This is a genomic window from Pseudomonas allokribbensis (assembly GCF_014863605.1).
GTDB lineage: Bacteria > Pseudomonadota > Gammaproteobacteria > Pseudomonadales > Pseudomonadaceae > Aquipseudomonas > Aquipseudomonas allokribbensis.
The window spans coordinates 6,063,858-6,083,415 of the sequence record NZ_CP062252.1; the positions used below are offsets into that span (position 1 = coordinate 6,063,858).

The window sequence follows — 19,558 nt, forward strand, 5'->3', positions numbered from 1 at the left end:
GCTCAATTTAGCGGCATCGCCTCGGAAGGCCTTCGCACTTCATGTCCTCGACCTCGTTTCGTCAGTCTTTGCGGCGCCTGTGGGCGCTGGATAAATTCAGCTACAGCGTGCGGGTGTTCATCGCCCTGACCGGCAGCATGGCGCTGTGCTGGTATCAGGATGAAATGGGGCTGCTGATCCCGCTGTTCCTCGGGATCATCGCCAGCGCCCTGGCCGAGACCGACGACAGTTGGCAGGGCCGCCTCAACGCACTGGCGGTGACGCTGGTGTGTTTCAGCGTCGCGGCGCTGTCGGTGGAATTACTCTTCCCCTACCCCATCGTGTTCGTCATCGCTCTGGCGCTGGCCAGTTTCGGCCTGACCATGCTCGGGGCGCTCGGTGAGCGATATGGCGCGATCGCTTCGGCGACCCTGATTCTTTCCGTCTACACCATGATCGGCGTCGACCAGCGCGGCGGCGCGGTCACGGATTTCTGGCACGAGCCGATGCTGCTGGTGGCCGGCGCCGCGTGGTACGGCTTGCTGTCGGTGCTGTGGCAGGCGATGTTTTCCAACCAGCCGGTGCAGCAGAGTCTGGCGCGGCTGTTCCGTGAACTGGGTTATTACCTGAAGCTGAAATCCTCGCTGTTCGAGCCGATCCGTCAGATGGACGTCGAAGCGCGGCGGCTGGAACTGGCTCAACAAAACGGCCGCGTCGTTGCGGCACTGAACAGCGCCAAGGAAATCATCCTGCATCGGGTCGGCAACGGTCGTCCCGGCTCGAAGGTCAGCCGTTACCTGAAGCTGTATTTTCTTGCCCAGGACATTCACGAACGCGCCAGTTCTTCGCACTATCCCTACAACGCGCTGGCCGAAGCGTTTTTCCACAGCGACGTGCTGTTCCGCTGCCAACGCCTGCTGCGCCAGCAAGGCAAGGCCTGCCGGGCGCTGGCCGAATCGATCCAGATGCGCCAGCCGTTCATCTACGACGCGACATTCGCCGAAGCCCTGAGTGACCTCCACGCCTCCCTCGAACACCTGCGCATCCAGAGCAACCCGGCCTGGCGTGGACTGTTGCGCTCGCTGCGGGCACTGGCGGCCAACCTCGGCACCCTCGACCGTCTGCTCAGCGACGCGAGCAATCCGGATGCGCTGGCCGATGCCACCGACAGCAGCCTGCTCGACCGCTCGCCGCGTAACTTCAAGGACGTACTGGTTCGCCTGCGCACCCAACTGACGCCGACGTCATTGCTGTTCCGCCACGCCCTGCGCCTGCCGCTGGCGTTGAGTATCGGTTACGGCATGGTGCATCTGATTCACCCGTCGCAAGGCTACTGGATCATCCTCACCACGCTGTTCGTCTGCCAGCCGAACTACGGCGCCACCCGGCGCAAACTCGGCCAGCGGATTCTCGGCACCGCCATCGGCCTGACCATCGCCTGGGCGCTGTTCGATCTGTTCCCGAGCCCGCTGGTGCAGTCGTGCTTCGCCATCGCCGCCGGTGTGGTGTTCTTTACCAACCGCACCACCCGCTACACCGTGGCGACCGCCGCGATCACGATCATGGTGCTGTTCTGCTTCAATCAGGTCGGCGACGGTTACGGGCTGTTTGTCCCACGCCTGTTCGATACCTTGCTCGGCAGCCTGATCGCAGGCCTGACGGTGATCCTGTTCCTGCCGGACTGGCAGGGTCGGCGCCTGAACAAAGTGCTGGCCAACACCCTGACCTGCAACAGCATCTACCTGCGCCAGATCATGCAGCAATACGCAGCAGGCAAGAGCGACGACCTCGCCTACCGCCTCGCCCGCCGCAACGCGCACAACGCCGACGCGGCGCTGTCGACCACACTGGCAAACATGCTGATGGAGCCGGGGCATTTCCGGAAAGAGGCCGACGTCGGTTTCCGCTTCCTGGTGCTGTCGCACACGTTGCTCAGTTATCTGTCAGGCCTTGGCGCACACCGGGAAACCCAGCTGCCGGCCGAGGTGCGTGAGCATTTGATCGATGGCGCCGGGGTGAAACTGGCCACCAGCATCGACGAGATTGCCCAGGGTCTGGCGAGCAAACAGCCGATTGCGATTCAGAGCGATGAGGAAGAGGCGCTGGCCAATGAGCTTGAGCAGATGGCGGACGAGATCGACGAAGGCCAGCGACTGGTGCAGACGCAACTGGCGCTGATCTGCCGCCAGCTCGGCCCTTTGCGGACGCTGGCGGCGCATCTGATCAAGGACACCGGCGAGGCTTGAGCCGCCTCACATGCCATGCTGCCTGAGCAACTTGTCATAGCTGCCGTCGGCCTTCATCGCCGCAATCGCCTTGTCGAACCCGGCCACGATCTGTTCGTGCTCCGGGTTTTTCAGGCTGACCAGAATGTGCAGACTGTTCTCGCTCAGCGGCTTGGGCAGGAACTCCACAGCGTTGCGCACTTTCGGTGATTCACGGGCCAGGTAATAGCGGGCGACGAATTCGTCTTCCAGGGTCAGCTTGACCCGATCCGCTGCCAGCATGCGCACAGCCATCGCGAAGTTATGTACAGGGACTTTCTGCAACGCGGTATCGGCATCGAACGGCGCGGAATAGGCGTAGCCGCGCACCACCGCAATCGGATAGGTGTGCAGTTCCTGCAAGTTGTTGTATTCGATGGGCGTGTCTTTGCGCTTGAGAAAACGCACACGGTTGAGCAGGTATTCGTCGGAAAACTGCCCCAGCTTCGTGCGCTCGTCGTTGTACCAGGCGTTGACCAGCACGTCGTAACGCCCCTCGCCAACCCCGAGCAGCGCACGCGCCCACGGCACCTGTTCGTAATCGCTGGCATAACCTGCCCGGGCCAGAGCCGTGCTGACAATGTCCGTGGCCAGTCCACCGTTGACCAGCGTGTCATCGGTAAACGGCGGCCAGACGTCGAAGACCAGACGCAATTTCTCCGCTGCAGCGCTTTGACCCAGCAACAGCAATCCGATCAAAGCAAACGCTCGATGCAATCGCGGCATGCTTGAAAATCCTTAGCGGGCGGGCCGCCCGGCGTGTTTTCAGTCAAAACCCCAAGGCCCCGTACCGGCGAATCCCAGGCCCTAACATTAGCTCATTGAAGCCGTTGCACAGCGCTTCTCTGCAGATTACACAAAGAAGTCGGCGGCGCGAGAAAGGAATGATGGCATTTTGGCCTTCGTCACAGATTATTGCGCCATACAGACATATTTCGACGGTGCGCTTAGTATCGGGCGACGTTGTTCAAGGAATCGGAAGATGACAATCGAGTGGGTCTGCAAACATCACAGCGATCTGGGACTGGAGCAGCTGTACGCCATTTTGAAATTGCGCTCGGAAGTGTTCGTGGTCGAACAGCGCTGCGCCTACCTGGACCCGGACGGTCAGGATCTGGATGGCGATACCTGCCACCTGATGGGCTGGGACGGCGATCAACTGGTGGCGTACCTGCGTCTGCTGGACCCGGAATCCCAGGGTGGCGACGTGGTGATCGGCCGCGTACTGACGGCACCGGCCGGACGTGGCAAAGGGCTAGGGCATGAAATGATGGAGCAGGCGCTGAAACAGGCCGAGAAGCGCTGGCCCGAGGTGCCGATCTATCTGTCGGCCCAGGCGCATTTGCAGGGGTATTACGGGCGGTACGGGTTTGTGGTGGCGGGTGAGGAATATCTGGAGGATGACATTCCGCATATTGGTATGCGCCGATCTTGAGATTCCCCCTTCGCGGGCTTGCCCGCGAAGGAACTGCATTGGTCAGGGATACTCGAGAACAGCCTTGATCTGCCGCAAATTCCGCTCGATCCACCCCCGATCAATCGCCCCCCACTCGCGAATCCGATAGCGCCCCGCATGGTTGCGCGCGCCCTCTTCCTGTTCGAACTCGCAGACGATATCCAGATCCGCCAACGCCGCAATGGTGTCCTGCGCCGTGCGCCGGGGCATGCCGGTGACCTCGGTCAGCGCCGGCACGCTGCTGGCCAGGCCGCTGTCGATCAGGTACGCCACGTACAAGCGCCGGTAGAAACTGCTCTTGGTCTTGCTCACGTCCATGCATGCACTCCGTTGTTTGATTTCTTATTGCATGTCTCGCCAGGTCAGATAAACCCGCAGGTCGAACTCGATCTGGTGATAGCCCGGCAGCATGTGATCACACAATTTGTAGAACGCCTTGTTGTGATCCGATTCCTTGAAGTGCGCCAGCTCGTGCACCACGATCATCTTCAGAAACTCCGGCGCGACCTCCTTGAACAGCGAGGCGATGCGAATCTCTTTCTTGGCCTTGAGCTTGCCGCCCTGCACCCGAGAAACCGTGGTGTGCAGACCGAGGGCGCGATGGGTCAGATCGAGGCGGTTGTCGAACAAGACCTTGTCGATGGCCGGGGCGTTGCGCAGGTATTCCTGTTTCAAATCGAGCGCGTAACCATACAACGCCTTGTCGCTCTGCACATCGTGGCGGCCCGGATAGCGTTGGCTCAGGTAATCACCGAGGCGATCTTCGGCAATCAATTGGCGCACCTGATCCTGCAATTGCGCGGGATAGGCCTGGAGGTATTTCAACGCAGTCATGGGGCGGCACGGGTCATGAAAAGGCCGCCAGTGTAACGAATTCAACTGGCCAACGCGCTCCAGTCGAACGGCTCGGCAAAGCGCGTCGCGTCCTCGGCGACCAACGGCCGCGCCACCAGGAACCCTTGCACGTACTCGCAACCATGGGCTTGCAGCCATTGGTATTGCTCGACGGTTTCCACACCTTCGGCAATCACCAGCAAGCCGTATTCCTTGCACAGCTCGATGACGCTGCGCACCAGCGAAGCGTCGCGGGACGAGTCCGGCAATCGGGCGATCAGGTGGCGATCGAGTTTGAGGGTATCCAGTTCCAGGTCGCGCAGATGCGACAACGAACAGGACCCGGAACCGAAATCATCCAGCGCCACCCGTACCCCGAGATTGCGCAGCAACCGCAGCTGTTTACGCGTTTCATCGGGATTGACCGTCAGCGCCTCCTCGGTGACTTCCACTTCCATCTGATGCGGCTGCAAACCATGGCGCTCCAGCACCTGGCGCAATTCGGTGACCAGATTCGGAAGGCCGAACTGGGTATTGCTCAGGCTCACGCCGAGCACCAGATCCTTGGAAAACTCGGACTCCCAGGCCTTACGCTGCCCGGCGCCGCGATGATAGATCCAGCTGCCGAGCCGGCTGATCAGCGTCGCCTCCTCCAGCAACGGCAGGAACAACCCCGGCGGCACGTCGCCGACGCTCGGATGCTGCCAGCGCAGCAACGCCTCGAAACCGCGAATCCTGCCGTCACCAATCGCCACCTGCGGCTGATACACCAGATTGAAATCACGGTTCTCGATGGCGTTGCGCACGCTCTCTTCCAGCATCAGCCGTGAGCGCGCGCGGCCGTTCATTTCATGATCGTAGAAGCGATATTGCTGACGCCCGGCGCGCTTGGCTTCGTACATGGCAATGTCCGAGGCGCGCATCAAACCGTCGAGGTTGTTGCCGCAATCCGGGTACGTCGCGATGCCGATGCTGGCGCCGAGGGCGATGTCCATGCCTTCGATCTGCTGACAGATCGACACTCGTTCGATGAGCTTCTCGGCGATCTTTGCTGCCTGTTCGGGGAATTCCAGATCCAGCAGCGCGGTGAACTCGTCACCGCCCATCCGCGCCAGAATGTCGAACGGTCGCAGGCAGGCTTTCAGTTGCTCGGAGACCCAGCGCAGCACCCGATCCCCGGCATCATGGCCGAGGGAGTCATTGACCCGTTTGAAGCCATCGAGATCGAGGTACATCAGCACCCAACTGCTGTCCGTGCGCTCGCCGCGCAGCAGCAGGTTCTCAACCGTCTGGTAGAAACCGCGACGATTAAGCAGTCCGGTCAACGGATCGGTGACTGCCTGAAATTCCAACTGCTGATGCAGATGACGCACCACCGACATGTCCAGCACCGTCACCACCATCGCGTGTTGCTCGCTCGGCAACGGCGCGCAGGAGAGTGCCACCGGCACCTGCTGACCCGGTGCGGTACGCAGCAACGCATCGTGTAATCGCAGCGTCTCGCCACGTTTGTAACTGGCATAAAACTCGGAATCGGCCCACAGCGGAATGTGCGGTTTCTGCAAGTAATCGAGAAACTCCTGCCCCTCCAACTCCTTCACCGGGGCATTCAGCAACCGCGAAATCGCCGGGTTGGCGAAGCGGATCAAACCATCCTCGGCCAGCACCAGAATCCCTTCGGCCGCGTTATCCAGCACCGACGCATTGAAGGCCCGCGCCGATTCCAGATCCTGACTCAAGCGCTGCAACGCCCGGCGATTGCGCTGGTGCTCCAGCAACGCCTGGACTTTCGGTTTGAGAATCTGTGGATCGAAGGGTTTGAACAGGTAATCCACCGCGCCACTGGCATAGCCCTTGATCACGGCGTCCTGGGATTGCTCGTTGGCGGTGAGGAAAATGATTGGCGTCAGCCGCGTTCGCTGGCTGCCACGCATCAAACGCGCGACCTCGAAACCGTCCATGCCCGGCATCTGCACATCCAGCAGAACCAGGTCGATGTCGTGTTCAAGCAACAGGCTGAGGGCTTCGAAACCGGAAGCCGCGGTCATCACCTGCCAGTCCTGGCGCTGCAACAACGCGCGCATGCTGATCAGATTTTCAGGGTAGTCATCAACGATCAAAAGGACTGAGCTGCCTTCACCTGGCGTGGGTTGCGCGCATTCCATGCTGCTTCTCTTGTCGGGACATCCAATCGGGACGCGGCCGGTTTCTCGTGAAAACCGTACAGTTACTGAGCCTTCACTCTAGTCCTGGATCCGAAAAAGCAGTAGCTGTCATCAGGCCATCATTTAACCAAACCGGTAAGAAGCCGACTAACGGTCATGGCTGCAGCCCCCGAAAACCGGGAAAGATGGCATTTCGACAGGATGTTGACGCCAATCATCCGCCAGACGGCCGTTAACAAAAAATCCCTCTACGCTTATAAAGGCCGCCCCCAAGAACCGCGAGCTAGAGCTTCTGGCACGCGCGTGCAGGAAAAATAGAGTGGAAGAACCGACATGATCGACCTCGCAACCTGGAACCTCAGCGTTCCCGTTGGCAGCCCGCCCTACACCGTCGAAACCTCCAAACTGGTGAACGGCTTCAAGGATCAGTACTTCCATTCCGACACCGGCACCCTGTTCTTCTGGTCCCCGGTGACCGGCTCGAAAACCGAAAACGCCATCTACCCGCGCACCGAACTGCGCGAAACCTACAGCAACGGAACATTGCGCAACTGGTACTACCCGGACGCCGACAACCTGCTGCGCGCGACCCTTTCGGTCAACAAAGTGCCCAGCTCCGGCAAGATCGTCATCGGGCAGATTCATGCGTATGAAAGCCAGAAGCCGCTGGTGAAGCTTGAGTATCAGTACAAGACCAAGCTTGAGTCCGGCAACCTGGTGATCAAGGTGCGGATGCACCCGGATGATGACGAAGGCCGGGTGATTACCCTGGCGACCGGGATCAAACTGGATCGCGAGTTCAATTACCTGATTCACCTGAGCCCCGGAGGTGCGCTGGGTATCAGTGCGGCGGGATATCAGTGGGACTCGCAGATCAGCGCCACGTGGCGCAACAAGCCGTTGTACTTCAAGGCAGGCGTGTATGTGCAGGACAACACCGGTTACACCAGCGAGGGTGGGCAGGTCACGTTCAGCAAGCTGGATATCGATCACGATAAATAGCAGCCGCGTGACCGTTTAAGGCTTCTGTTTAAAGGCAGTCCGCGTAACGTCCCGAAGCCTACAACGGCTTGCGTCGCTGCCTACCGGTACGCCAGAATCCGCCGGCTTGTGCGCCTGGAGGGTCATCGGTAGCTTGATTCGGGTCACTGATTCGCAGTGATCGGGTTTAGTAGCCTGTGGTGTTTTCAGCTACGTGCAAGCGCTGTCCATCAGACATTCCAGTCTGACTGTGATGGTGGCTGTGCGCAGGGCGCTTCGGCGCGCCGGTCAATGCTGAATACTCCCCGGTCTACTAACCTGCGCACAGCTGCCACCCTTCTTTTAGTAGGGAAGGACCGGCAGCTCCTTACAGGAGTTTTCAGCATATGTTCAAACCTACGCCTAACCCGCCAGAAACAGATCCGGCCTCCCCCTACGATTCCCTCGACCCCAAAAAACTCAACGAAGCCGCCGAACGCGCCCTCGACCACTACCTCTGCCCCGGCGCCCGCATCATGGCCACAGTCAACGAACCCGACCGCATGTACTTCGCCAACCCCGCCTGCAACACCGAATCCCTGCTGGCCAACGCCAGCGAAACCCTCGGCTCCGCCAGCGAAATGCTCAACAACTTCGCCGCGCTACTGCCGCCATCTCACCGCAAAACTGCACTGGGCATCGCTCAGGTAGTCATGGTTGCGGAACTGGCGGTTAACCAGGCGCTTGATCACGTCGAGCCGAAATAGGCTCCGCTAATCGGCCTGAATAATTCAGCTCAAAAAAAACCCGCCTCACGGCGGGTTTCTTTTAAATCAGCTCAACACCCAGTCTCAATTGACCTTGGCGTTCAACTCACCCTTCAGATAACGCTGATACATGCTTTCCAGCGAGATCGGCTTGATCTTCGAAGCGTTGCCGGCAGTACCGAAAGCTTCGTAACGAGCGATACACACGTCGCGCATCGCCTTCACGGTTTCGCCGAAGAATTTACGTGGGTCGAATTCGCTCGGGTTGGTGGCCATCAGGCGACGCATGGCGCCGGTGGATGCCAGACGCAGGTCGGTGTCGATGTTGACCTTGCGCACGCCGTGCTTGATGCCTTCGACGATTTCTTCAACCGGTACGCCGTAGGTTTCTTTGATGTCGCCGCCGTACTGGTTGATGATCGCCAGCCACTCTTGCGGAACCGACGAGGAACCGTGCATCACCAGGTGGGTGTTCGGGATGCGTTTGTGGATTTCCTTGATGCGGTCGATCGCCAGCACGTCACCGGTAGGTGGCTTGGTGAACTTGTAGGCGCCGTGGCTGGTGCCGATGGCGATGGCCAGGGCATCAACTTGGGTTTTCTTGACGAAGTCAGCGGCTTCTTCCGGGTCGGTCAGCATCTGGCTGTGATCCAGAACGCCTTCAGCGCCGATGCCGTCTTCTTCACCGGCCATGCCGGTTTCCAGCGAACCCAGGCAGCCCAGCTCGCCTTCAACCGAAACGCCGCAGGCGTGAGCCATGGCCACGGTTTGTTGGGTAACACGGACGTTGTATTCGTAGTCGGTCGGCGTCTTGCCGTCTTCGCCGAGGGAGCCGTCCATCATCACCGAGCTGAAGCCCAGCTGGATCGAGCGCTGGCAGACGTCAGGGCTGGTGCCGTGGTCCTGGTGCATGCACACCGGGATGTGCGGGAATTCTTCGATCGCGGCCAGGATCAGGTGACGCAGGAACGGCGCGCCAGCGTATTTGCGAGCGCCGGCCGAAGCCTGAACGATCACCGGGGAGTCAGTCTTGTCAGCGGCTTCCATGATGGCGCGCATCTGCTCAAGGTTGTTGACGTTGAAGGCTGGAACGCCGTAGCCGAATTCGGCTGCGTGGTCCAGCATCTGGCGCATGCTGATAAGTGCCATTGTGTGTGTCTCTCCCGGTTTGGGTCGTTAATCGTGCCAGCCTGCCGGAGCGGCGGCGGCTATTCAAGTGATTGCAGATCGGGGGTTGAGGCCCGGCCTGGTGATTCGATAAAGCAAATTCTGTTTTATTCGGCTTTGCAGCCCCGGCCGATCAGATCATTGGTAGCGACCCAGTAGACCAGGCCTTCATTACCTTTGATGTGAAACGCCAGCATGTCGTCGCTGTACAGCGCGCCCGAGGCGCCCGGCTCTTCTTTCAGGCGATAGACCTGATCGCCACCACCCAGCCGCACATCGACTGCCTTCTGGCCGGCATCGGTGAAGCGCCACAGCACCTTGGCCTGACTGTCGCAGGTCCAGGTGGTCCAGTTATCCACAGGGGTGGACGACTGAAACGGGTTCCACTGCGCGCAACCACCCAACAATCCCAATGCCGCAACGGCGATCAAGCCTTTCATCCGTGTTCCTCGACCGGCAGCACACGCCGCCGGCCTTGAGTTAAAGAGTCAGACCAGTCAAGGACAACCATGTTCCTTGGCCGGGGTTTGCGTCTCGTATTTGTCCAGGCCTTCCGGACCCGAGCGCTTGTTCAGCACCGGGTTGGTTTCGGCCTGCCAGTCGGCCTGATAGCAGCCTTTCTGTGCCTCGCCGGGTGCCGGTTCCGGCGCAGCCTTCGGGTTACTCCCGCAGGCTGCCAATGTACCGGTCAGCAACAACAGCGCTAACGACTTGACCATCTGAACACTCCTTTGCCTGGCCAAACGGGCGGCCTCAGGCCTTGGCCCGGCTTTCCAGGACTTCAACGGCCGGCAGCACCTTGCCTTCGACGAATTCGAGGAACGCGCCACCGCCGGTGGAAATGTAGGAGATCTTTTCCGCCACGCCATATTTATCGATGGCCGCCAGGGTGTCGCCACCGCCGGCAATCGAGAACGCCGCGCTTTCAGCGATGGCCTGGGCCAGCACTTTTGTGCCGTTGCCGAACTGGTCGAATTCGAACACGCCGACCGGGCCGTTCCACAGGATGGTTTTCGACGACTTCAGCAGTTCGGCGAAGTTGGCGGCGGTTTGCGGGCCGATGTCGAGGATCATGTCGTCGGCAGCGACGTCAGCGATCAGTTTTACAGTCGCTTCGGCGCTTTCAGCGAATTCCTTGGCAACCACAACGTCGACCGGCAGCGGCACGCTGACCTTGGCGGCGATGGCGCGAGCGGTGTCCAGCAGGTCCGGCTCGTACAGCGACTTGCCGACCGGGTGACCGGCAGCAGCGAGGAAGGTGTTGGCGATGCCGCCGCCGACGATCAGTTGATCGCAGATCTGGCTCAGGCTGTTCAGCACATCGAGTTTGGTCGAGACCTTGGAACCGGCAACGATGGCAGCCATTGGTTTGGCCGGCGCGCCCAGGGCTTTGCCCAGTGCGTCGAGTTCAGCGGCCAGCAGCGGGCCGGCAGCGGCGACTTTGGCGAACTTGGCAACGCCGTGGGTCGAGCCTTCGGCGCGGTGAGCGGTGCCGAAAGCGTCCATCACGAACACGTCGCACAGGGCGGCGTATTGCTGGGCCAGTTCGTCGGCGTTCTTTTTCTCGCCCTTGTTGAAGCGCACGTTTTCGAACAGCACGATATCGCCGGCCTTGACGTCAACGCCGCCCAGGTAATCGGCCACCAGCGGCACTTCGCGGCCCAGGGCCTTGCTCAGGTAGTCGGCGACAGGCTTGAGGCTGTTCTCGGCGGAGAATTCGCCTTCGGTCGGACGACCCAGGTGCGAGCAGACCATCACGGCCGCGCCTTTTTCCAGGGCCAGCTTGATGGTCGGCAGCGAAGCCAGGATACGCGCATCGCTGGTGACAACACCGTCCTTGACTGGGACGTTGAGGTCTTCGCGGATCAATACGCGCTTACCTTGCAGATCGAGGTCGGACATCTTCAACACGGTCATGGGTCGCACTTCCTACGGTTTTTTTGAAGTCGCTGTTTGCAGATAGTGTTCTGCAACATCCAGCATTCGGTTGGCAAAACCCCATTCGTTGTCGAACCAGGCCAGGATGTTCACCAGCCGTGGGCCGGAAACGCGGGTCTGACTGGCATCGACGATGGCCGAATGTGGGTCATGGTTGAAATCACAACTTGCGTGAGGCAATTCGGTGTAGGCCAGCAGACCTTTGAGCGGGCCGCTGGTGGCGGCGTCGCGCAGGATCCGGTTGACCTCGCCGGCGTCGGTGTCGCTCGCGGTCTGCATCGTGATGTCGAGGCAGGACACGTTGACCGTCGGCACGCGTACGGCTTTGGCCTGAATTCGCCCGGCAAGTTCCGGCAACAGGCGCTCGATACCACGCGCCAGACCGGTGGATACCGGGATCACCGACTGGAACGCCGAACGGGTGCGGCGCAGGTCTTCGTGGTGATAGGCGTCGATCACCGGCTGATCGTTCATCGCCGAGTGAATCGTGGTGATCGACACGTAATCCAGGCCGACTGCCTGATCCAGCAGACGCAACAGCGGCACGCCGCAATTGGTGGTGCAGGAGGCGTTGGACACCAGCAGTTCGTCACCGGTCAGGCAATCCTGATTGACGCCGTAGACGATGGTGGCGTCGACATCCGCCTCGCTGGCCATCGGCTGCGAGAACAGCACCCGTGGCGCGCCGGCGTCGAGGAAACGCTGGCCGTCTTCGCGGGTGTGGTAGGCGCCGGAGCATTCGAGCACCAGATCGACGCCCAGGGACGCCCAATCGATGCCTTCGGGGGTGGCACTGCGCAGGACCTTCACGCAGTTGCCATTGATATGCAGACAATCGCCGTCGACCTTCACTTCACCGGGAAACCGGCCGTGGGTGGAGTCGAAGCGTGTCAGGTATTCGATGCTGGCCATGTCGGCCAGATCGTTGATCGCGACAATTTCAAACCCGGCCTTCTCGCCTCGCTCGAACAACGCACGCAAGACGCAACGACCAATCCGGCCGTAGCCGTTGAGTGCAACTTTGTAGGGACGCGGTTGAGGCATGGGGTTCTCGATAGTATTCGCTAACAACACAACCCTATGCAGGAGCTGCCGAAGGCTGCGTTCTTTTGATCCTGTTTTTAAGATCAAGATCAAAAGAACGCAGCCTTCGGCAGCGCCTACAGGGGAACGCGGTGGCCAGGGCCACCGCATTCGTACTGCTTAGTCTTCCAGCAGCTCTTCAGCCTGACCCAGGATGTTTTCCAGGGTGAAGCCGAACTCTTCGAACAGGGCCGGAGCCGGAGCCGATTCGCCGTAGGTGGTCATGCCGATCACGCGACCTTCCAGACCCACGTACTTGAACCAGAAGTCGGCGTGGGCCGCTTCGATCGCGATACGCGCACCAACCTGCAACGGCAGGACCGATTGCTTGTAGCTGGCGTCCTGAGCATCGAACAGGCTGGTGCAAGGCATCGAAACAACACGCACCTTGCGGCCCTGCTCGGTCAGTTTGTCGTAGGCCTGAACGGCCAGGCCGACTTCCGAACCGGTGGCGATCAGGATCAGCTCAGGCTCGCCTGCGCAGTCCTTCAGCACGTAACCACCACGGCTGATGTCGGCGATCTGGCCGGCATCACGGGTTTGGTGCTGCAGGTTCTGGCGCGAGAAGATCAGCGCCGACGGGCCGTCCTTGCGCTCCAGGGCGTTTTTCCAGGCCACTGCCGATTCAACGGCATCGGCTGGACGCCAGGTGTCGAGGTTCGGCGTGCTGCGCAGGCTGGTCAGTTGCTCGATCGGCTGGTGCGTCGGGCCGTCTTCGCCCAGACCGATGGAGTCGTGGGTGTAGACGTGGATCACACGCTGCTTCATCAGTGCGGACATGCGCACAGCATTGCGGGCGTATTCCATGAACATCAGGAAGGTCGCGCCGTAAGGCACCAGGCCGCCGTGCAGGGCAACGCCGTTCATGATCGCGGTCATGCCGAATTCGCGCACGCCGTAGTACATGTAGTTGCCGCTGGCGTCTTCGGCGCTGACGCCTTTGCAGCCTTTCCACAGCGTCAGGTTGGAACCGGCCAAGTCAGCCGAACCGCCCAGCACTTCCGGCAGCAGAGGGCCGAACGCGTTCAGGGCATTCTGGCTGGCTTTACGGCTGGCGATGGTTTCGCCCTTGGCCGCGACTTCAGCGATGTAGGCCGAAGCCTTCTCGGAGAAATCAGCCGGCAGCTCGCCGCTCAGACGACGGATCAGTTCGTTGGCTTCGGTCGGGAACGCGGCGGAGTAGGCAGCGAAACGCTGGTCCCACTCGGACTCGACGGCGCGGCCCTTTTCCTTGGCATCCCACTCGGCGTAGATATCGGCCGGGATTTCGAACGGACCGTGGTTCCAGTTCAGCGCCTGACGGGTCAGGGCGATTTCCGCGTCACCCAGCGGGGCGCCGTGGCAGTCTTCCTTGCCTTGCTTGTTCGGCGAACCGAAACCGATGGTGGTCTTGCAGCAGATCAGGGTCGGCAGCGGGCTCTTGCGCGCGGTGTCGATGGCAGTCTTGATCTCTTCCGGATCGTGACCGTCGACGTTGCGGATCACCTGCCAGTTGTAGGCTTCGAAACGCTTCGGCGTGTCGTCGGTGAACCAGCCTTCGACTTCGCCGTCGATGGAGATGCCATTGTCATCGTAGAAGGCGATCAGCTTGCCCAGGCCCAGCGTACCGGCCAGGGAAGCGACTTCGTGGGAAATGCCTTCCATCATGCAGCCATCACCCAGGAACACGTAGGTGTGGTGGTCGACGATGTTGTGGCCAGGACGGTTGAATTGCGCGCCCAGTACCTTTTCAGCCAGGGCGAAGCCCACGGCGTTGGCCAGACCCTGACCCAGCGGGCCGGTGGTGGTTTCAACGCCCGGGGTGTAACCGAATTCCGGGTGGCCCGGGGTGCGGCTGTGCAATTGACGGAACTGTTTCAGGTCGTCGATCGACAGGTCGTAACCGGTCAGGTGCAGCAGCGAGTAGATCAACATCGAGCCGTGGCCGTTGGACAGCACGAAGCGGTCACGGTCAGCGAACGATGGATTGCTCGGGTTGTGCTTGAGGTAGTCGCGCCAAAGCACTTCGGCGATATCTGCCATACCCATAGGGGCACCGGGATGGCCGCTGTTGGCTTTTTGCACGGCATCCATGCTGAGGGCACGAATGGCGTTGGCACGCTCACGACGGCTAGGCATCGCTGATCTCCTGGGTTTGAATAGATTGAAACGGAAAAAAGGAGGGCATTTTCCCTCACCCGAGCGCCTCGGGGCAATGACAGATAGTCATCCGGAGACGTTTTTCCCATGGATAACATCGGTTTCGGCTGGTGAAACCTTTCCGCTGTTCGTCTGTAGAGTTAACCGGTCAGTGAGAAGTGCAATAAAAAGCGCCATCCATCGAGCAATATCAAAACTTTTTGATATTGACCTTGCGGTGTTTTCCGGCCGTCTCTAGACTGCTGGCCCTATGAACTTACGCGTGCCTTCCATTCGCCATGACGATTGCGACGAGCTGGCGGCCCTGTGCAAGGCCGGCGGCGATCCGCTGCGGCTGAATGTATTGCGCGCCCTGGCCAACGATTCGTTCGGCGTTCTGGAACTGGCGCAGATCTTCGATATCGGCCAGTCCGGCATGAGCCATCACCTTAAAGTGTTGGCACAGGCGGATCTGGTGGCGACTCGCCGTGAAGGCAATGCGGTTTTCTATCGCCGCGCCCTGCCCCACACCGAGTTGCTGGGCGGCAAGTTGCACGCGGCGCTGTTAGAAGAAGTCGACAATCTGGCGCTGCCGGCCGACGTGGAAGCGCGGATCGCACAAGTACACGGGCAGCGTGCTGCCAACAGCCAGGACTTTTTCGCACGGGTCGCAGAGAAATTCCGCGCCCAGCAGGATTTGATTGCCGGCCTGCCGCAGTACCGTGAAAGCGTGCTGGCCCTGCTCGACAAACTGAATTTCGATGGTGCAGCCTCGGCCATCGAAGTCGGCCCCGGCGATGGTGCTTTCCTGCCGGAACTGGCCCGTCGTTTCGGCACCGTAACCGCACTGGACAACAGCGCGGCGATGCTCGAACTGGCCCGCCAGGTATGTGAACGTGAAAAGCTGGCTAACGTCAGCCTGCAATTGGCCGATGCATTGAATGGCGTGAGCCTTCAGGCCGATTGCGTGGTGTTGAACATGGTGTTGCACCATTTCGCCGCGCCGGCCGAAGCGCTCAAGCACATGGCCAGCCTGCTGCAACCGGGCGGTAGCCTGCTCGTGACAGAGTTATGTAGCCACAACCAGAGTTGGGCCAGGGAGGCCTGCGGTGATCTGTGGTTGGGGTTTGAACAGGACGATCTGGCCCGTTGGGCCACCGCTGCGGGACTCGTTCCCGGGGACAGCCTCTATGTAGGCTTACGTAATGGTTTCCAGATTCAGGTCCGCCATTTTCAGCGACCGGCTGGCGACACTCACCATCGGTAAATTCAGGAAAACATCGAGATGAGCGAATACTCCCTCTTCACCTCCGAGTCCGTGTCCGAAGGGCATCCGGACAAAATCGCCGACCAGATTTCCGATGCGGTGCTGGACGCCATCATCACCCAGGACAAACACGCACGCGTTGCCGTGGAAACCCTGGTCAAGACTGGCGTGGCCATCGTTGCCGGTGAAGTGACCACCAGCGCCTGGGTCGATCTGGAAGAGATCGTGCGTAACGTGATTCTCGACATCGGCTACAACAGCTCCGACGTCGGCTTCGACGGCGCGACCTGCGGCGTGATGAACATCATCGGCAAGCAGTCCCCTGACATCAACCAGGGTGTTGACCGTGCCAAGCCTGAAGATCAGGGCGCCGGCGACCAGGGCCTGATGTTCGGCTACGCCAGCAACGAAACCGACGTGCTGATGCCAGCACCGATCACCTTCTCGCACCAGTTGGTTCAGCGCCAGGCCGAAGCCCGCAAATCGGGTCTGCTGCCTTGGCTGCGTCCAGACGCCAAGTCGCAAGTGACTTGCCGTTACGAAGGCGGCAAGGTTGTGGGTATCGACGCTGTTGTTCTGTCAACCCAGCACAACCCTGAAGTGTCGTACAAAGACCTGCGCGAAGGCGTGATGGAGCTGATCGTCAAGCACGTGCTGCCTGCCGAACTGCTGAGCAAGGACACCCAGTTCCACATCAACCCGACCGGCCAGTTCATCATTGGCGGCCCGGTAGGTGACTGCGGTCTGACCGGTCGCAAGATCATCGTCGACAGCTACGGCGGCATGGCCCGTCACGGCGGCGGCGCATTCTCCGGCAAGGATCCATCGAAGGTTGACCGTTCGGCCGCCTACGCTGGCCGTTATGTTGCCAAGAACATCGTGGCCGCCGGCCTGGCCGAGCGTTGCGAGATTCAGGTTTCCTACGCGATCGGTGTGGCCCAGCCTACTTCGATCTCGCTGAACACCTTCGGTACCGGCAAGATCAGCGATGACAAGATCATCAAACTGGTCCGCGAAGTGTTCGACCTGCGTCCATACGCAATCACCACCATGCTCGACCTGCTGCACCCGATGTACCAGGAAACCGCAGCCTACGGCCACTTCGGCCGCGCTCCGCAGACCAAGACCGTTGGCGAAGACACCTTCACCACGTTCACCTGGGAAAAAACCGACCGCGCCGACGCTCTGCGTTCTGCTGCCGGTCTGTAAGACTTCCCTGGCGGTACAAGAAGCCCCGCACGGTTCGCGCCGTGCGGGGCTTTTTCATGGCCGCGAAACAACCGGCAAAACAGCCGACCGACCCGCTTGAAAATCCCGGCTAGCCTTCAGGTATCTCTCTGAGCAAGGACGCTCACGATGCTTGCCACACTGCGCCTGTTTTTCTTTTTCCTGCCGGTTTTCATCCACCTCAGCGCCTTCGCTGACGACTGCCCCACCTGGCCACCCGGCCGGGCACAAACCGAAATCGTCGCCCTGCAGCAGCAGGTCGATCAGTGGGACGACGCCTATCACCGAGAAGGCCGATCACTGATCACCGACGAACTCTACGATCAGTCCCGCACCCGACTCGGCGAATGGCGTCAGTGCTTCAAACTTCCTCCACCGCCCAAGCCGTTAAGGACGGCGTCAGGGCCGGTCGCGCACCCGATCGCCCATACCGGCCTCGACAAACTTCACGACGCAGCGGACATCGAAGCCTGGCTGCGCGACCGCAAGGACGTCTGGGCACAACCCAAGATCGACGGCGTGGCCGTCACGCTGGTCTATCGCGCCGGGCGTTTGCAGCAGGCGATCAGTCGCGGCGACGGGATTCGCGGGCAGGACTGGACTGCATCGGCGCACAAGATCAACGCCATTCCCCGGCAACTGACACAACCGCGAGATCTGTCAGTGCAGGGTGAACTCTATTGGCGACTGAACGACCATATCCAGGCCCGAGCCGGCAGCGCCAACGCCCGTGCGACAGTCGCCGGCCTGATGGGACGCAAGGACTTGAGTGCCGAACAGGCAGCAGGCATCGGGCTTTTTGTCTGGGACTGGCCGCTGGGCCCAAGCAGCCTCACAGAGCGAATCACCGGACTGGCATCACTGGGCTTCGCCACGACGGAACCGTACAGCCATCCCGTTGGTGATCTTGCCGATGCGCAAAAGTGGCGTGATCACTGGTATCGCTCACCACTGCCCTTCGCCAGTGACGGCATCGTCTTGCGCCAAAGTCTGCGTCCGGCAGCCGAACGCTGGCAGGCGCGCTCGCCTTTCTGGGCCGTGGCCTGGAAGTACCCGTTCGCCCAGGCATTGGCCGATGTACGCAAGGTCAATTTCAAGATCGGCCGTACCGGGCGCATCACCCCCGTGCTGGAGTTGGCGCCGGTCATGCTCGATGACCGCCAGATCAGACGCGTCAGCGTCAGCTCACTCAAGCGCTGGCAGGAACTGGACATTCGTCCCGGCGATCAAGTGGCGATCAGCCTGGCCGGGCTGACGATTCCGCGACTCGACAGCGTTGTGCTGCGCAGCACAGAGCGCGTCGAGCTGAACGCTCCACTCGCCAGCGACTTTCACGCACTAAGCTGCTGGCAACCAACGCCCGGATGCGAGAGTCAGTTCCTCGCGCGCCTGACCTGGCTTGGCGGCAAGCAAGGGCTGGCACTGCCCCATGTCGGGCGCGGTACGTGGGAGAAACTTCTGGAAACAGGCCGCCTGAACAGCCTGCTGGATTGGTTGACCCTCGACGGGCCAGAGCTTGCTAAGATTGCCGGCCTCGGCGAACGCAGCAGCGCTCGCCTGTCGCACAGTTTTCACAGCGCTCGCCAACGGCCGTTCACCCAATGGCTCAAAGCCCTCGGGCTGCCGCCGACCGGCCAGGCTTCTTTGGCTGACTCATGGCAAGCGCTGGCACAACGAAATACCGAACAATGGCAGGCAGAGCCCGGAATCGGCCCCGGTCGCGCAGCGCAATTGAGCGCTTTTTTCCGCGACCCGCAGGTGCTGGTCCTGAGTGAAACCTTACGTGCCGCCGGAATCGACGGTTTCTGAACATGCATCCCGGTACGCCGGGAACCCAACGGTCGCCGAGGCGCTCCAAGAGCGCAGTGCTTTCACGACCCGATTGCCTTTGCACATGGAGCTTTTATGAAATTTCTCGCACCGCTCGCCCTGCTGACTCTTTGCGGCGTAATGGCCGCCCCCGCGATGGCTGGCGAAGACGCCCCGGGCCTGACCGGTTGTGCTGCCAAGAAGCAAGGCATCATCAATCAGATCGAACAGGCCAAATCCCGCGGCAACGCCGACCAGCAGGCCGGCCTCGAAACCGCCCTGCGCGAAGTCACCGAACACTGCACCGACGCCGGCCTGAAAAAGGAACGTGAAAACAAGGTGCTCGACGCCAAGCACGAAGTCAGCAAGCGTCAGGCTGACCTCGACAAGGCCATGAAGAAAGGCGATCCGGAGAAGATCGACAAGCGCAAGAACAAGCTCGCCGAGTCGCGCAAGGAATTGCAGGACGCGCTGGACGAGCTCGACAAGTAACAAAGCCAGGGATCACAGCCAGAGGCTGTGAT

18 protein-coding genes are annotated in these 19,558 nt (G+C 60.7%); 8 read left to right on the forward strand and 10 right to left on the reverse strand.

Annotated features, from left to right (window positions below; translation table 11 throughout):
• Nucleotides 1-41 precede the first annotated feature (41 nt).
• A complete protein-coding gene (yccS, locus tag IF199_RS27880) occupies nt 42-2,225 on the forward strand; it encodes a YccS family putative transporter (protein WP_102619733.1) in 2,184 nt (727 codons plus the stop codon).
• A 6-nt stretch (nt 2,226-2,231) separates the two neighbouring features.
• On the opposite strand, the gene IF199_RS27885 is transcribed toward yccS, so the two are convergent.
• On the reverse strand, nt 2,232-2,969 hold the full coding sequence (locus IF199_RS27885; protein ID WP_096817728.1) for a substrate-binding periplasmic protein: 738 nt from the start codon (nt 2,967-2,969) through the stop codon (nt 2,232-2,234).
• A gap of 256 nt (nt 2,970-3,225) precedes the next feature.
• On the opposite strand from IF199_RS27885, the gene IF199_RS27890 reads away from it, so the two are divergent.
• Nucleotides 3,226-3,678 carry a GNAT family N-acetyltransferase gene (locus tag IF199_RS27890; protein WP_011336314.1) on the forward strand — a complete coding sequence of 151 codons (453 nt, stop codon included), beginning with the start codon at nt 3,226-3,228 and terminating at the stop codon, nt 3,676-3,678.
• A 42-nt stretch (nt 3,679-3,720) separates the two neighbouring features.
• Here the strand turns inward: IF199_RS27890 and IF199_RS27895 are convergent, their stop codons facing one another.
• Genes IF199_RS27895 through IF199_RS27905 form a run of 3 tightly spaced genes read right to left on the reverse strand, consistent with a single transcriptional unit; the run spans nt 3,721 to nt 6,698 of the window.
• Nucleotides 3,721-4,017, reverse strand: coding sequence for a winged helix-turn-helix domain-containing protein (locus IF199_RS27895; protein WP_007894945.1), 297 nt, complete (start codon nt 4,015-4,017; stop codon nt 3,721-3,723).
• A 24-nt stretch (nt 4,018-4,041) separates the two neighbouring features.
• Nucleotides 4,042-4,533 (reverse strand): M48 metallopeptidase family protein, encoded by a 492-nt coding sequence (locus IF199_RS27900; protein WP_192559186.1) that lies wholly within the window; start codon nt 4,531-4,533, stop codon nt 4,042-4,044.
• A gap of 41 nt (nt 4,534-4,574) precedes the next feature.
• The gene (locus IF199_RS27905; protein ID WP_096817724.1) at nt 4,575-6,698 is read right to left on the reverse strand and encodes a putative bifunctional diguanylate cyclase/phosphodiesterase; all 2,124 of its coding nucleotides are present in this window, start codon (nt 6,696-6,698) and stop codon (nt 4,575-4,577) included.
• A 333-nt stretch (nt 6,699-7,031) separates the two neighbouring features.
• Here IF199_RS27905 and IF199_RS27910 point away from each other — a divergent pair, with 333 nt between their 5' ends.
• Together IF199_RS27910 and IF199_RS27915 are read left to right on the forward strand one after the other, a co-directional pair.
• Nucleotides 7,032-7,700, forward strand: a complete 669-nt coding sequence (locus tag IF199_RS27910; protein ID WP_192559187.1) for a polysaccharide lyase family 7 protein — start codon at nt 7,032-7,034, stop codon at nt 7,698-7,700.
• 365 nt (nt 7,701-8,065) lie between these two features.
• Nucleotides 8,066-8,425 carry a DUF6124 family protein gene (locus tag IF199_RS27915; protein ID WP_192559188.1) on the forward strand — a complete coding sequence of 120 codons (360 nt, stop codon included), beginning with the start codon at nt 8,066-8,068 and terminating at the stop codon, nt 8,423-8,425.
• Between the two features lie 84 nt (nt 8,426-8,509).
• Here the strand turns inward: IF199_RS27915 and fba are convergent, their stop codons facing one another.
• From fba to tkt, 6 genes are all read right to left on the reverse strand, one after another.
• Complete coding sequence (fba, locus tag IF199_RS27920; RefSeq protein WP_007959708.1) at nt 8,510-9,574, reverse strand: class II fructose-bisphosphate aldolase; 1,065 nt, start codon at nt 9,572-9,574, stop codon at nt 8,510-8,512.
• A 125-nt stretch (nt 9,575-9,699) separates the two neighbouring features.
• Nucleotides 9,700-10,032 (reverse strand): MliC family protein, encoded by a 333-nt coding sequence (locus IF199_RS27925; RefSeq protein ID WP_192559189.1) that lies wholly within the window; start codon nt 10,030-10,032, stop codon nt 9,700-9,702.
• 57 nt (nt 10,033-10,089) lie between these two features.
• Nucleotides 10,090-10,311, reverse strand: coding sequence for a hypothetical protein (locus IF199_RS27930; RefSeq protein ID WP_085688661.1), 222 nt, complete (start codon nt 10,309-10,311; stop codon nt 10,090-10,092).
• 34 nt (nt 10,312-10,345) lie between these two features.
• On the reverse strand, nt 10,346-11,509 hold the full coding sequence (locus IF199_RS27935; RefSeq protein WP_179693423.1) for a phosphoglycerate kinase: 1,164 nt from the start codon (nt 11,507-11,509) through the stop codon (nt 10,346-10,348).
• A gap of 12 nt (nt 11,510-11,521) precedes the next feature.
• Nucleotides 11,522-12,574 (reverse strand): erythrose-4-phosphate dehydrogenase, encoded by a 1,053-nt coding sequence (gene epd, locus IF199_RS27940; protein WP_096817715.1) that lies wholly within the window; start codon nt 12,572-12,574, stop codon nt 11,522-11,524.
• A gap of 159 nt (nt 12,575-12,733) precedes the next feature.
• Nucleotides 12,734-14,731 carry a transketolase gene (gene tkt / locus IF199_RS27945; protein WP_192559190.1) on the reverse strand — a complete coding sequence of 666 codons (1,998 nt, stop codon included), beginning with the start codon at nt 14,729-14,731 and terminating at the stop codon, nt 12,734-12,736.
• 271 nt (nt 14,732-15,002) lie between these two features.
• Here tkt and IF199_RS27950 point away from each other — a divergent pair, with 271 nt between their 5' ends.
• From IF199_RS27950 to IF199_RS27965, 4 genes are all read left to right on the forward strand, one after another.
• On the forward strand, nt 15,003-15,998 hold the full coding sequence (locus tag IF199_RS27950) for an ArsR/SmtB family transcription factor (RefSeq protein WP_192559191.1): 996 nt from the start codon (nt 15,003-15,005) through the stop codon (nt 15,996-15,998).
• An 18-nt stretch (nt 15,999-16,016) separates the two neighbouring features.
• The gene (gene metK / locus IF199_RS27955) at nt 16,017-17,207 is read left to right on the forward strand and encodes a methionine adenosyltransferase (protein ID WP_096817710.1); all 1,191 of its coding nucleotides are present in this window, start codon (nt 16,017-16,019) and stop codon (nt 17,205-17,207) included.
• A gap of 147 nt (nt 17,208-17,354) precedes the next feature.
• Nucleotides 17,355-19,034 (forward strand): NAD-dependent DNA ligase LigB, encoded by a 1,680-nt coding sequence (gene ligB, locus IF199_RS27960; protein ID WP_192559192.1) that lies wholly within the window; start codon nt 17,355-17,357, stop codon nt 19,032-19,034.
• Between the two features lie 96 nt (nt 19,035-19,130).
• Nucleotides 19,131-19,526 carry a DUF1090 domain-containing protein gene (locus IF199_RS27965; protein WP_102619720.1) on the forward strand — a complete coding sequence of 132 codons (396 nt, stop codon included), beginning with the start codon at nt 19,131-19,133 and terminating at the stop codon, nt 19,524-19,526.
• Nucleotides 19,527-19,558: the final 32 nt, after the last annotated feature.